The sequence below is a fragment of the Aliamphritea ceti genome (assembly GCF_024347215.1).
Classification (GTDB): Bacteria; Pseudomonadota; Gammaproteobacteria; order Pseudomonadales; family Balneatricaceae; genus Amphritea; species Amphritea ceti.
Map to the genome: position 1 here is coordinate 1,008,897 of NZ_AP025282.1, position 13,096 is coordinate 1,021,992.

A 13,096-nucleotide genomic window follows, 5' to 3' on the forward strand; every position below is an offset into this window, starting at 1 on the left:
AAGCATGACTGAAGAAACCACTAAGGTAAAACGCAGAGGGCGTGGAGGCCCCCGGGCCCGGGATATTATGCGGGCTAAACGTAGTGCGCCGCCGACAATAAATCCTTGTCCGCCAGGGCCTGCTGGTGGCCAGTATAAACCGCTAACCGATGAGCAGATCGAAACTATCTACCAGAGTGCGTTACGCATTCTGGAAGAAATCGGCATGGGGGAGTCCCCTCAGGCACTGATTGATCAGGCCTGTTCAAAAGGCGCATTTATGAATGATTTAGGGCGGCTTTGCTTCCCTAAAGCTATGGTTGAAGAACAGATTGCCGGTGCCTGTAAAACTTTCACTTATTATGGGCGTAATCCTAAGCATGACTTTACTGTAGGTGGTGACAGTGTGTACTTCGGTACTGGTGGTGCTGCGGTGCAGACGCTTGATATCGACAGTGGCGAATACCGGCCATCCACGCTGGATGATCTGTATGATTTCACCCGGCTGATGGACACTTTGAATAATGTCAGCTGGTTCACTCGGTGCTGTGTCGCAACAGATGTGCCGGATAACTATGATCTGGATGTAAATACTGCTTATGCCCTGTTGGTCGGTACTGAAAAACCGGTGGGTACCAGTTTCACCTTGGCGGAGCATGTTGACCCTATTATCGATATGTTCGATATGGCGATGGGCGGCGAAGGTAAGTTCCGTGAAAGGCCATTCTGTAAGGCACATATCAGTCCGGTTATTTCTCCATTGCGCTATGGTGAAGATGCTGTCGATGTGGCGATGGCCTGTATGCGCAGAGGCGTGCCGATTAACAATATAGTAGCGGCGCAATCTGGTGCGACGTCCCCGGCGACGCTGGCGGGTATGCTTAGCTCGACGTTAGCAGAAACTTTGGCAGCGCTGATCATGGTGAATGTGTTTGAGCCGGGTTATCCGATGATCTTTTCGAACTGGCCACTGGTGATTGATCTGCGGACCGGATCGTTCTGTGGCGGTGGTGGTGAAATTACCTTGTTGAATGCTGCCTCGGCACAGTTGTCTAACTATCTGGGTTTACCATCAGGTGCTGCTTCCAGCATGAGTGACGCTAAGGCGGTAGATGCGCAGATGGGCGTCGAAAAAGCGCTTTCCGCTGTGTCCGTCGGCTTGTCCGGTTGTAATATGGTGTATGAGTCAGCGGGTATGACAGCCAGTTTACTGGGAGCATCGTTTGAGTCATTCCTGATTGATGATGAGATGATTTCCCATGTATACCGGGTGCTTAGGGGTGTGGAAGTGAATGAGGAAACGCTGGGATTCGATGCAATTCGTGAAGCTGTGACTGGAGAAGGGCATTTCCTTGGGGGGGATCACACTCTGGCGGCCATGCAGCGGGATTACTTCTATCCAAGTGATTTATCTGACCGACAAGAACCGAGAACCTGGCAGGAAATGGGGGGGCAGGATATGTGGCAGCGAGCCAATCTGAAAGCTAAACAGGTACTTGCTACGCATCGGCCAAACTATTTAGATGCGGAAACCGATGCGGCCATCCGGGCTAAATACAATATTCAGTTAACTGTTTAAAAAGTGCTTGTCTGAAAGACGCTTGTCAAAAAAGAGGTTTGTCTGAACAGATGCTTCAATCCACTGTATCTCCAGCAAGTGCAGTGTGTTTAGTCATTGAGCAGCCTTAGGGCTGCTCTTTTTTATTAAAGGCAGTGATTAAGTTTGTGTGTCTAAGGCTGTATTTTCGAGCTTTGAGTTCGGTGATTATCTTTAATCAGGTGCCGTAAGCTGCAGTAATTTGCCACTGTCTGTCAGCAGATACAGGCTGCCATCTCTGGCTGTCTGGATATAACGTAGCCGCTCATTGAGTTCTCCGAGCAGTTCATGCTCTTGACCGGGTTGATCACCGTTCATTTCTACCCAGCGCAAATGACGAGCTTTCAGAGTTGTACTGAGTAAGTCACCCTGCAGTTCAGGGAACATATTGCCGTAATAGACCGTGATGGAAGACGGTGCAATAGACGGCGTCCAGTTCACTAGCGGTTGCTCCATGCCCGGGCGCTCACGGTAAGGAGTAATACTCAGGCCTGAATAATCGACGCCGTACGTAATTACTGGCCAGCCATAGTTATTACCGGACTGAATAATGTTAATTTCGTCGCCGCCTTTGGGACCATGCTCATTGGCAAATATTTTCTGGCGTACAGGATCATAAACTAATCCCTGTGTATTTCGGTGCCCGTAAGAATAAATTTCCGGGGCGGTGTCTGGCTGATTAATAAAGGGGTTATCATCGGGCACCTGACCGCTTTCATCCAACCGGATAATTTTGCCTAGTAAACTGGTTTTATCCTGTGCCTGTTCCAGATACTTATAGCCATCGCCAATACTCAGTAAGAGTGTATTGTCAGGCAAAAAGGCGATTCTGCCGGCAAAATGCAAACCACTGCTTTTTTCAGGCCGGGCACTGAAAATAACCTGCTGATCCACCAGCTTATTGCCTTCAAGCTTTGCGCGCATCAGCCGTAACTGGTTGTTGCGCTGAGTACCGTGGGAGTAGCTGAGGTACAGCCAACTGTTCTCGCTAAACTGTGGATGTAGCTTTATATCCAGTAATCCTCCCTGGCCTGCATCTAAAACATCAGGAACACCATCAATACTGTGTATTTGGTCAGCATTTATTCTCACTAACCTGCCGTTGCGTTCAGTTACTAGCAGTTGATCATCTGGCAACTCTGCCAGTGACCAGGGGCGATCCAGCTGAGCAGTAATTTCTGTGATCTGGAATGACGGTTGGCTGACAGCGAATGGGCTAACGCTCAGTAACAGACTGAAGAACAGGGCAGAGCAGAGTGTCCGAATATGCATAGTGTTGCCTTTGCGGAAAGTTATCAGTTCATACAAGGGTCATTAGGACTATAGTGATCAGACTCGTTAATCTGCAAATCATTCCCTGTATTCTGGATGAGACTTTTTATAGGTAAATTGAGCTGATAGGCGACTATTGAGGATTTTTCCATTGAATTAATTGTTGGAGCACCGTATATATTCACGCGTTTATTGTTTCTGAGTGAAGAGAGCAGGGTATGCAGCAAGATGTACCGCAGTACGGGGTAGAAGACACGTCATTTCAGGCGGCCGGAGGGCAGGAGGGGGTCTTCCAGTTGGTGGATGAGTTCTATCAACAGATGGATACTCTGGTTGAAGCTCAGATTATTCGCGCCATGCATCCGGAAGATATGAGCAGCTCTGCAGATAAACTGGCGTGTTTTTTATGTGGCTGGCTGGGTGGTCCGAAGTTATACCGGGAGAAATACGGCTCAATTCATATTCCTCAGGCTCACAAACCTTTTGATATAGGCTGTGATGAGCGTGATGCCTGGTTGCTGTGCATGCGTAAAGCGCTGGAAAAACAGCCTTACGCTGAAACCTTTAAAACTTATTTGCTCGAACAGCTATGGCGACCTGCCGAGCGGAGCCGTACACGCGATTAGCGATGAGTTACTCAAAGTGGGCGATGCTGGCTGTTGTAAACCGCTGTATTAACTATTGTTGTTGTAAGATGTAAAGACTGTGCTGGTTTAAGCTTACTATAGATAGCAGGGCTTATGCCGATCTGGCCACAAACACAACACAACCGGAAGTGATGGTATGTCATTACGAAACCTGGACAGCAATGGAAATCAGGCACTGACTTTCAGTATTGGTGATAGCCTGTATGGCATTAATGTCGGCAATATTCTCAGTTTTTCCGATACATTCAACGAAATTCAATATGCGGGTGGTCGTGAAGCCGAAGGTTTTGTGGGCTATCTGGATTTCCGCAATACCTTAGTGCCTGTGTTTGAGTGCGCAACTACGCTGGGGCACCGCCGTGAGCGGGATGACCTGATGAGCCTTGTCGATGAAATAGCCGGCTATCAGAAAGCTCATGTAGATTGGGTGTCTGCGTTAGAGCAATCGATTACGTCCGGTGAGCCGTTTAATCTTGCCCGTGATCCTAAAATATGTGATTTCGGCAAGTGGTATTACAGTTTTAAAACTAAGGATGAAAGCCTGCGTTCGTTGCTGGATAAGATTGAAGAGCCGCATGTACGGATTCATTCAATGGCGGATATCCTGTTGGATATGGCTGCAGCAGGCCAGGTTGATGAAGCCATTGCTAAGTTAAGAATTGAAAAACAAACCACATTACGGGTTTTGCTCAGAACGTTGGATTACATCAGTGAGTTTTTGAAAAATGGTATTCACCCGGTGGTGTTACATCTTACCCGTGAAGGTCAGGATACATGGTTCTCATTAGTACTGGATAATATTGGCGACGTGATTGATTATAATATTGATGCGATGGAAGCCATTGTCCGGGAAAATAGCCGGGAACCGCTGGAAGGTTTTATTCGTGATCCATCGGGTCTTAGCTTTATGCTGTTATCACTGGAAAAGTTACATCAGCATTTGAATGAAGAAGTAGAAGTAGAAGTAGAGGCCCCCGCCGCTTAAGTTTTTACTGCAACAGAAAAAGCTCTTATTTGTAAAGAGCTTTTTTGTATTTGTTAGTTATGTAAGTTACCTGTAGTCATAATTTCCGTACTACAGTGCTCATAAACAGCTGGCTGCAATTGCCAGAATCGCAAACCATGACAGTAGGTATACTGGGGTACGTAAGTATGGAATACCCAGAATATATACCACTGCATGTCCCAGCCGCGCCCAGAAGAACAAGCTTACCCACATAGCGACTTCGGAAACATCTGCCTGAAGTCCAATCGCAGCAAACACCACCGCAATGAAGGCTGGCATGGTTTCAACCATGTTCAGATGAGCCCGTTGTGCCCGCTCAGCCCAGAGTGGTTGCTGGGGAGCTTGTTGTGGATAACCTTCAGGATAATTATTCAGGAATGTTGGAATGCCCCAGACCACTGCACGGGCAAGAATGTAAGGTGTCCACAATAGCAATGTCAGGGCACCGCTGAGCAGTAAATAGGTATATATCTGTTGCATGGTTATTGCCTCATCAATGATTATTTTTGAGCCGTTATCGGCTTTGTTTCTGATGGGGTAATGATGGTCCGGCAAGAGCGGACTAACCATGATCAAATAAGCAAAATTCTTGACCGATCATTCTTTTAAGCGGTTATTCGACTATTTTTCTATCTTTTTCTTTGCAGCCTTTCAGGCGCCGTATATGTATTTCCAGTTCCGATTCTAAGTTAGCAGCGGAGTTTTCTCTGTGAATTTCTCCCCCGTGAGGATTGACAGACTGAGTGTCTTGGTGACAATATTCAAAATATATTAAAAATATATCTATATTATTCGGTTTGTGTCCGTTTGATATTTTCCAAATAGCTTGTGAAGGGTACGCCATGACATACCGCAATAATCTGCCGGCTGATTATAAAAATCAGCTGCCTTGCTTCGGCACGTTCGACATCATCGTAGTGGGCGGTGGCCCGGCGGGCATTGCGGCAGCTGTCAGTGCCAGTGAGCTGGGAAACAGGGTTTTGTTGATTGAGCAACTGGGCTTTCTTGGTGGTGCGGCTGTATCCGGTATGTCCGGCACTATCTGTGGGCTGTATATGACAGTCGCTGATCCGCTGGTAGCGAAGCCTGAGCAGATTATTTTTGGTTTTGCGGAGCGCTTTCGAGATGCGTTATATCAGGCTGGTGGCTTAACAGATCCGCAAATCTACGGCAAAACCTGGGTAGCTACCCATGACTGCGGGACTTACAAACGGGTCGCAACAGATATGACACGGCAAGCCGGTGTAACTGTGCTTTATCACACTCAGATGATTGATGTGATTACTGAAGACGATGCCTTTAAAGGCATGGTGCTGAATACCAAGTCCGGTTTTACCCGAGTGAATGCAAAAAAAGCCATTGATGCCAGCGGCGATGCCGACGTTGTATACAAGATGGGACTACAAACGAGCAAAGGTAATGATGGTGTCATCCAGAATCCGACCATGATGTTCAAGGTCGGTAATGTGAATATGCAGCAATATCTTGCTTACTGGGGGCAGGATACGATTTCGCCGCCGAAAGTTGTCAGCATGCTTGAAGCGGAGGAAGACTTACTGCGCAAAAAGGTCTGGCTGTTCCCAACAGTTAATCCGGGTGAGTTGCTGGTAAATGCCACTAAGGTTACCGGCTTTGATGGCCGGGCGCTCGACGTGACTAATCCTGTTGATCATTCCGAAGCTGAACAATTCTCGATTTATCAGGCACAGAATTTCTTTAAATTCATGCGTGAAAACATACCGGGCTGTGAAAACGCTTACTTCATTGATTACGCTACAGAAGTGGGTGTCCGCCAGACACGTTCTATTGATGGTGTTGCGCGTTTAATGAATGACGATGTCATCAGTAAACGTAAGCGCAAAGACAGTATTGCCAAAACTTCCTGGCCAATTGAATTGCACTACGGTGCAAAGCCAAAGACCGAATGGCTGGTCGATGATTACTACGATGTACCTTTCCACACTCTGGTGCCGAAAAGCGGCCAGGATGTGATCGTTGCCGGGCGTTGCCTGAGCAGTGAACATGAAGCATTAGCAAGCTGCCGGGTGACAGCGCAGTGCTTCGAATACGGACGGGCTGCAGCTTTTGCTGCAGACCTTTCTATTAAGGAAGATCTGGCTTTTCAGAAGATGGAAGCCGCTCAAATTGTTGCACTCATGCAGTAATTTTCTGGACGCCGCAATGCTTCGGCATACTTTGCTGTTCAGTTTTGAGCAGTGCAGTTGTTTGCGGCTTTTTAAATATTAACAGGACAAAAATAATGAAGACTGTTGAAACTAACCGGCAGATGCAAATTGTCAGTCTGGCGGTGATTCTTCTGGCGGCGTTGCCTTTGGTAATGTATCCAGATGCATCAAAAGAGGTGATCAAAGACACTATTTTTAAGTGGATGACCAGCACTTTTGATTTTGCTTTTCTGGCGATTGGCCTGGCAGCCCTGATTTTTCTGCTGACGCTGGCGTTTTCCCGGCATGGAAATATCAAGCTGAGCCGTGATAAAGATGCACCGGCAGAGTTCTCCAAAGGTTCCTGGGCAACCATGGTATTTCTGGCGGGTATAGCGTCCGGATTGATGCTGTGGGCAGGTACAGAATGGGGTTATCACTACGCCTGGACACCTTTTGGTCTGGAAGCTAAGACTGACCAGATGTACACCGTCGGTCAGGCTTATGGTCTGTTCCACTGGGGGCCAACGGCTTGGGCGCTTTACTGCGTACCTACGATAGCTATTGCTTACGTTTATTACGTTCGGAAAGTACATACTTACGGTATCAGTGAAGCTTGCCGGGGTGCTTTAGGCAGCCTGGTTGATGGCCCGCTGGGGACTTTGCTCAACTACCTGTTCATCTTTGGTGTACTGGGTGCCGCGGCAACGTCGCTGGGATTAGGCACACCAATGATCAGTGGTGCCTTTGCTGAAGTGTTTGGCTTTGAACGCAGCACCTATCTGGATGTCAGCATCATTCTTGCCTGTACCGCTATCTTCACTGTATCCAGTGGTTTAGGTCTGGATAAAGGCATTAAGAACCTGTCGAACTTTGCGACCACTATTTCGATTGCTGTCGTCATTTATGTCTTTGTGGTTGGTCCGACTAACTTCATTCTTGGTCTGGGCATGGACTCGATTGGTTATGCTGTTAGTAACTACATCACTATGAGTACCTGGACAGATAAAATTTCCGGCAGCGGTTTCCCACAGGCGTGGACAGTTTTCTACTGGGCGTGGTGGGTGTCTTATGCACCGTTCATGGGAATGTTCGTGGCACGTATTTCACGTGGTCGTACGATCCGTGAAGTTATTCTTGGCATGCTGACCTGGGGCACTTTAGGTTGCGCTATCTTTTACATCGTACTGGGCGGTTACAGTATAGACCTGCAGGTCAATGGCGGTGTGGATTTCCAAGCTGTTGTTAACAGCTCTGGCCCTGCAGTTGCCATTATTGAGTTATTTAAAACTTTACCGCTGGCCAGTCTGGTGCTGATCGCAGTAGGTATTTCCGGCATTGTTATGCTGGCAACTACCTTTGACTCTGCGGCTTACACTATGGCCTGTGCCAGTACCAAAGAACTGGATGAAGGCCAAGAGCCGGCGCGTAATAACCGTCTGTTCTGGTGTTTCGCCATCGCGGTAATGCCGGTGATTCTGTTGTTCCTGGGTGGTCTTAAGACGATGCAGACAGCAGCAGTCATTACTGGTCTGCCTATCATGTTTATTCTAATCTTTATGATGTACACCACGTGGAAGTACATCCGTGAGGACAATCCATAATGACCCAACCGGTTGTCGAGTCAATTGACATCTATGGTATCGGTCCCGATGGCGAGAAGGTCTCTTGGTCTTCTTTTCTTGGGCCAATGTACGAGGCGATGATTGTCGTCGAGTTGACCTTTGATAATGGTCTGGTCGGCGTTGCCGGCTCGACCGTGTATACCGAACATGAATTCGATCGTAGTGTGGTCGAAAGTGCATCTCTGATGGCACCTTTCCTACTGGGGAAAGGTCTGTTCGATATACCCAAGATCTATGCCGAGTGTATGTCCCGGTATGTGCCGCTGAAGAATGTCGCGACCTCGTTGTTCGATATTGCCATGCACGATGCCAAGGGAAAGCTGCTTAATCTGCCAATCTATAAAATGCTTGGTCAGGCACAGTCCCGGGTACGGGCATACGCTTCCAGTCCTCTGTTAGAGGATAATCAGCAATACATAGAGTACTGCCACCAGATGCTGGCGCAGGGTTTCAATGCTATTAAAATCCATCCGCGCTGTGTCTTCCAGGAAGATTATTCCCTGGTAAAAGTACTGCAGGAAGAATTTGCTGATCAGGACATAGGCTGGAGTCTGGATGTTGATGCCAACTACAACCGGCAGCAGGCGTTGAGAATGGGGCGCCTGCTGGATAAATACGAGTGGGACTTCTTTGAAGAGCCGCTCAGCGATACCGACTTTGAAGGCTATCGTTACCTCTCTGAAAATCTGGATATTGATATCGTGGCTGGCGGTAACGCGGTGCCTAATCTGCAACTGATTAATCAGGCGCTACAGCGCGGCAGTTGGGACCGGGTTCGTTTTGATTTCACTACCATCGGTGGCTTTACCAACGGTGGTCGGGTAATGGCGCTGAGTCAGGCATATGGTCTCAAGGCTGAAGTTCAGTCCTGGGGCTATACCCTGACACAGGCGGCTAACCTGCACATGATGCTATCCAATGCGAACTGTGAATACTTTGAACAGGCCGCTCCATATGAAAAATATGAAGTGGGTGCTAAACAGGTATTCAGACCCGACAGTGAAGGCTTTATTAACCCGACAGAATTACCGGGCTTAGGTGTTGAACTGGACTGGGATGTGCTTGACCCGCTGGTGTATTTCCACCGGCGATTCAGCCGTTAGTAGAGCCGCTACTTAGCGACTCAATTGTGAGATCAGAAAACCCGGTTGCCGTGCAGGTACCGGGTTTTATGCGCGTGTTGAAAAATGTCTGTCAGAATTGAAAATATTCAGGTGCTTTGTCTGCAGGATCCGCAGGCGGATTATGTGCGTTTTGAAGGTAGCTACCAGAATGTGCTGGTAATTGTGCATGGGGATAATGGCCTCTACGGCATCGGTGAGAGCGATTCGCCGCCGGCGATCATAAAGGCATTGATTGATGCGCCCGCCTATAACCATTTGTCCTGTGGTCTGGCCGGGTTGCTGAAAGGTGAGTACCTGGATGACCCGATCCGTTTGTGGCACAAGATGTTCAAACATACCAGTTGGCACGGTCGTCACGGAGTGGCGATTCATGCCATCAGTGCGCTGGATATTGCCCTGTGGGATTTGTATGCCCGCTCCGAAGACAAACCTTTGCTGGAGTATTTCGGCCCGCAGCAGCATCGGCGGTTACCGGCCTATGCCACGGTATATCCCATGAAGGAACAGCCGGATAGCTTTAAAATCCAGATCGGCGAATTCCTCAGTCAGGGATTCCGGCGGATCAAAATCTGTGTGGAACCCTGGTGGTACAACTATGATCTGGCGTGTTCAAATTTGAGGGAGCTACGGGAGTTCATTGGTCCGGATATTGAACTGATGCTGGATGTGGCGCTGGAATTCCAGCACTACGCCCAGTTAGAACCCTTTATAGATTTGCTGGAAGAGCTGGATGTGAAGTGGCTGGAAGCGCCTTTTCCACTGGATAATCTTTCAGATCATCAGCGCCTTAAACAACGTACCAGTTTACCATTAGGTATAGGGGATCTTGGGCTGACTACAGTGCGTGAGTATCAACCCTGGCTGGATGCTGGCGTTGTTGATATTGCCCAGCCGGATATCACCATGTTCGGCGGTGTTAGTGAAGCGATGAAATTGCAGAATACCCTTGCTGATACCGGTAGTCGAATCATCCCCCACGGCTATAACACGGATATTACTATTGCAGTGAACACGCACTTTTTGGCGGCACAGGAAGCCTGTGAACCGCTGGAGTTTTCCACCAGTCCTTCGGTATTACGCAGGCAGCTGGCACTGAATCCCCATCAATTGGATGACGACGGTATGATCGCTGTGCGGGCAGAGTTACCGGGGCTCGGTGTTGATCTGAATTGGGCGCTGATAAAAGCCTGCACCCTGAACAGCCAGTGACTGCGGGGTTTTAGTTGGAAGCTGGGCGTAGTAGGGCAGTATCAGCTTTTGAGGGCGGGAAAAAGGCTTTGACCCAGTCGCAGAATACCCGGCCACTGGCATTACGCTCGTTGTCCGCGGGGCTGAGCAGATAGTAGTTTTCTTCCATTGGCATATTGATATCGAAAGGCTTGACCAGTTCGCCGCTGGCCAGCAGGTCTGCACACACCAGTGGATGTCCCAGTGCGATACCCAGCCCGCGCCGGGCCATGTCCATCGACACTACAAAAGTTGAAGTAGAGTGAACTGGCTGGCTCCCCTGCGTATCGCAATCGGCATAGCTGAGCCAGTTTTCCCAGCGGTCTGCAGATCCCTGGGTTTCCCAGCGGGTGAATGCGAGGATATCTGCCGGTGTTTTTAGCTGAGCGGCTATTTCCGGTGTGCAGATCGGAAAACAGGTCTGGCGGGGAAAGGCGTACAGCTCATCGACTTGCCAATCACCTTTGCCGAAGCGAATTTCCACATGATCATCTTCACCTAACCCGTAATCCCGTTGCCAGATCATGGTGGTCAGGCTGGTCTGAATCTCAGGATGACGCTGATAAAAATCAGACAGTCTGGGGGATAGCCAGAAAGTGATAAAGGCGATGTTAGCCCGCACAGTAATGGCTAGCTGGTGACCCTTACCGGTAAATAGTTCTGTGCCCTGGCGCAACATCTCGAAAGCTTGCTGCACCCAGGGCAAGTACAGGCGTCCGGCTTCACTCAGCTCAAGACTGCGTACCCGGCGAATAAACAGTGACTCACCAAGATAATTTTCCAGCAGTTTAACCTGCTGGCTTACAGATGACTGGGTGACATGCAGCTCACTGGCTGCCTGAGTAAAGCTTAGGTGTCGGGCAGCAGATTCAAAGGAACGTAACCATTGCACCGGGGGCAGTTTATTCACAGTGTTTTCCTGGATTTAGTTATGACCAAGTTATGCATAAGTTTAAATAATGTGATAACAGCAAATTCATCGTTTGTCACTTTTCGGTGGCTGTTTTCTACTGTAGGTATAAAAACTATAACGCGATGAAGAGTTCTCTATGTCTGACTATCAAGCGACTAATGCTGCATCCTCCGGTATTAGTGTTCCAAAGAAAAATCTGAAAGCCCTGATGCGCCGCAGCGATAAACCAGGCCTTATCTGGCTGGCACAGTGGGCTGCTTTTCTGCTGATTACCGGCTATGGGGTATACCTGAGTATCGGTACTGTCTGGCACTGGCCTGCCATGTTTCTCTACGGCATCTTCCTGACGGTACCCAGCTATGCGCTATCCCATGAATGTGCCCATGGCTCTGCCTTCCGCACCCGTGGTTTGAATGAAGCTTTGCTGTGGATATCTTCAGTGTTGTATTACGAAGAGCCTAATCATCGCCGCTTTGCTCACGCCCGACACCACACCTATACCTGGATTGAAGGTAAAGATGCCCAAATGCCATTTGCCACGCCAATGAACTTCAAAGGCTGGTTGTTGGAGATTACCGGCTGGGCATTGTACGTCTACGAAACCCGTCTGTTTATTCGCAATGCACTAGGCAAGTTCGATGCTGAAGTACTGGATTACACACCGGCATCAGAGCTGGGCAAACTGAAGTGGGGAGCGCGTATCTGTCTGGCTATATATGCGGCACTGATCGGTATGGCAGCAGTGGGTATTATGTGGCCGCTGTGGTTCATCATCATTCCCCGTTTATTAGGCGCCCCGGTAATGCTGCTGTTCACCCTGATTCAGCATGTAGAAATGCAGGAGAATGATGTGAATATCTGTAAATCTACCCGCTCTTTTAGCAGCAACTGGCTGGGCCGTTTTCTCTACATGAATATGAACTTTCATATTGAACATCATCTTTATCCGATGGTGCCTTTCCATCAGTTAGAAAGCCTTAATGCTGAGATTAAAGATCAGATACCGCAACCTGATCCGGGTTTTATCCGTACCAATCTGGAAGTGCTGCAGGTGGTATGGCGTCGTTCTATGGGTGGCTCAACTCAGGCTGCAAGTATTCGTCAGGCGCCACATATGATCAATACACCAGAAGTACAGGAAATGTCCTGATACTGCGTTGGGCAAAGTTGAAAAAACAACGCCAATAATTGCAAAAAACGATAACAAAATAATGCTGCGAGGAATTCTTATGACTAACTGGGTGCTGGCCTGTGACACGGCTGAAATAGATGAAGAAGATCTGATTCGCTTTGATCATGAAGATAAAACCTATGCCATTTACAACACAGACAATGGTTTTTTCGCCACTGCCGGTTACTGCACTCATGAAGTGCAGCATCTTGAAGATGGTCTGGTAATTGGCAATGTAATTGAATGCCCGTTGCATCAGGGCCGCTTTGAAATTTCTTCCGGAAAAGCGCTGAGTGCACCGGTATGTGAAGATTTGGTTACCTTCCCGGTCAAGGTGGAAGGTGATCAGGTTTACATTCAGATCGTCTGA

Annotated in this window: 12 protein-coding genes; 9 read left to right on the top strand and 3 right to left on the bottom strand. The window is 48.5% G+C overall.

What is annotated here, in order from left to right; translation table 11 throughout:
- Positions 1 to 4: 4 nt before the first annotated feature.
- On the top strand, positions 5 to 1,558 hold the full coding sequence (locus OCU49_RS04580) for a trimethylamine methyltransferase family protein (protein WP_261843803.1): 1,554 nt from the start codon (positions 5 to 7) through the stop codon (positions 1,556 to 1,558).
- Between the two features lie 192 nt (positions 1,559 to 1,750).
- Here OCU49_RS04580 and OCU49_RS04585 read toward each other — a convergent pair whose 3' ends face one another.
- Positions 1,751 to 2,848 (bottom strand): PQQ-dependent sugar dehydrogenase, encoded by a 1,098-nt coding sequence (locus tag OCU49_RS04585; protein ID WP_261843804.1) that lies wholly within the window; start codon positions 2,846 to 2,848, stop codon positions 1,751 to 1,753.
- 218 nt (positions 2,849 to 3,066) lie between these two features.
- Between OCU49_RS04585 and OCU49_RS04590 the strand changes: the two genes are divergently transcribed.
- Entirely contained in the window at positions 3,067 to 3,474 is a 408-nt protein-coding gene (locus tag OCU49_RS04590; protein ID WP_261843805.1) for a group II truncated hemoglobin, read from the top strand.
- Between the two features lie 157 nt (positions 3,475 to 3,631).
- Positions 3,632 to 4,480, top strand: coding sequence for a CZB domain-containing protein (locus OCU49_RS04595; protein WP_261843806.1), 849 nt, complete (start codon positions 3,632 to 3,634; stop codon positions 4,478 to 4,480).
- 99 nt (positions 4,481 to 4,579) lie between these two features.
- On the opposite strand, the gene OCU49_RS04600 is transcribed toward OCU49_RS04595, so the two are convergent.
- The gene (locus tag OCU49_RS04600) at positions 4,580 to 4,981 is read right to left on the bottom strand and encodes an MAPEG family protein (protein WP_261843807.1); all 402 of its coding nucleotides are present in this window, start codon (positions 4,979 to 4,981) and stop codon (positions 4,580 to 4,582) included.
- A gap of 362 nt (positions 4,982 to 5,343) precedes the next feature.
- Here OCU49_RS04600 and OCU49_RS04605 point away from each other — a divergent pair, with 362 nt between their 5' ends.
- From OCU49_RS04605 to OCU49_RS04620, 4 genes are all read left to right on the top strand, one after another.
- Complete coding sequence (locus OCU49_RS04605; RefSeq protein ID WP_261843808.1) at positions 5,344 to 6,666, top strand: FAD-dependent oxidoreductase; 1,323 nt, start codon at positions 5,344 to 5,346, stop codon at positions 6,664 to 6,666.
- Between the two features lie 95 nt (positions 6,667 to 6,761).
- A complete protein-coding gene (locus OCU49_RS04610; RefSeq protein WP_261843809.1) occupies positions 6,762 to 8,270 on the top strand; it encodes a BCCT family transporter in 1,509 nt (502 codons plus the stop codon).
- Positions 8,270 to 9,394 carry a mandelate racemase/muconate lactonizing enzyme family protein gene (locus tag OCU49_RS04615; protein WP_261843810.1) on the top strand — a complete coding sequence of 375 codons (1,125 nt, stop codon included), beginning with the start codon at positions 8,270 to 8,272 and terminating at the stop codon, positions 9,392 to 9,394. The genes OCU49_RS04610 and OCU49_RS04615 overlap by 1 nt, the downstream gene beginning before the upstream one ends.
- Positions 9,395 to 9,478: 84 nt before the next feature.
- Positions 9,479 to 10,624 carry a mandelate racemase/muconate lactonizing enzyme family protein gene (locus tag OCU49_RS04620; protein ID WP_261843811.1) on the top strand — a complete coding sequence of 382 codons (1,146 nt, stop codon included), beginning with the start codon at positions 9,479 to 9,481 and terminating at the stop codon, positions 10,622 to 10,624.
- Positions 10,625 to 10,634: 10 nt separating this feature from the next.
- Here the strand turns inward: OCU49_RS04620 and OCU49_RS04625 are convergent, their stop codons facing one another.
- Entirely contained in the window at positions 10,635 to 11,552 is a 918-nt protein-coding gene (locus OCU49_RS04625; protein WP_261843812.1) for a LysR family transcriptional regulator, read from the bottom strand.
- Between the two features lie 139 nt (positions 11,553 to 11,691).
- Between OCU49_RS04625 and OCU49_RS04630 the strand changes: the two genes are divergently transcribed.
- Together OCU49_RS04630 and OCU49_RS04635 are read left to right on the top strand one after the other, a co-directional pair.
- Positions 11,692 to 12,705 carry a fatty acid desaturase gene (locus OCU49_RS04630; protein WP_261843813.1) on the top strand — a complete coding sequence of 338 codons (1,014 nt, stop codon included), beginning with the start codon at positions 11,692 to 11,694 and terminating at the stop codon, positions 12,703 to 12,705.
- A gap of 79 nt (positions 12,706 to 12,784) precedes the next feature.
- Complete coding sequence (locus OCU49_RS04635; protein WP_261843814.1) at positions 12,785 to 13,096, top strand: Rieske 2Fe-2S domain-containing protein; 312 nt, start codon at positions 12,785 to 12,787, stop codon at positions 13,094 to 13,096.

What these genes read in the sequence shown, in the direction of transcription:
- OCU49_RS04595 (WP_261843806.1), top strand. Translation starts at nt 3,632, where the DNA reads ATGTCATTACGAAACCTGGACAGCAATGGAAATCAGGCACTGACTTTC.
- OCU49_RS04580 (WP_261843803.1), top strand. Translation starts at nt 5, where the DNA reads ATGACTGAAGAAACCACTAAGGTAAAACGCAGAGGGCGTGGAGGCCCC.
- OCU49_RS04630 (WP_261843813.1), top strand. Translation starts at nt 11,692, where the DNA reads ATGTCTGACTATCAAGCGACTAATGCTGCATCCTCCGGTATTAGTGTT.
- OCU49_RS04635 (WP_261843814.1), top strand. Translation starts at nt 12,785, where the DNA reads ATGACTAACTGGGTGCTGGCCTGTGACACGGCTGAAATAGATGAAGAA.
- OCU49_RS04590 (WP_261843805.1), top strand. Translation starts at nt 3,067, where the DNA reads ATGCAGCAAGATGTACCGCAGTACGGGGTAGAAGACACGTCATTTCAG.
- OCU49_RS04585 (WP_261843804.1), bottom strand. Translation starts at nt 2,848, where the DNA reads ATGCATATTCGGACACTCTGCTCTGCCCTGTTCTTCAGTCTGTTACTG.
- OCU49_RS04610 (WP_261843809.1), top strand. Translation starts at nt 6,762, where the DNA reads ATGAAGACTGTTGAAACTAACCGGCAGATGCAAATTGTCAGTCTGGCG.
- OCU49_RS04615 (WP_261843810.1), top strand. Translation starts at nt 8,270, where the DNA reads ATGACCCAACCGGTTGTCGAGTCAATTGACATCTATGGTATCGGTCCC.
- OCU49_RS04600 (WP_261843807.1), bottom strand. Translation starts at nt 4,981, where the DNA reads ATGCAACAGATATATACCTATTTACTGCTCAGCGGTGCCCTGACATTG.
- OCU49_RS04605 (WP_261843808.1), top strand. Translation starts at nt 5,344, where the DNA reads ATGACATACCGCAATAATCTGCCGGCTGATTATAAAAATCAGCTGCCT.
- OCU49_RS04620 (WP_261843811.1), top strand. Translation starts at nt 9,479, where the DNA reads ATGTCTGTCAGAATTGAAAATATTCAGGTGCTTTGTCTGCAGGATCCG.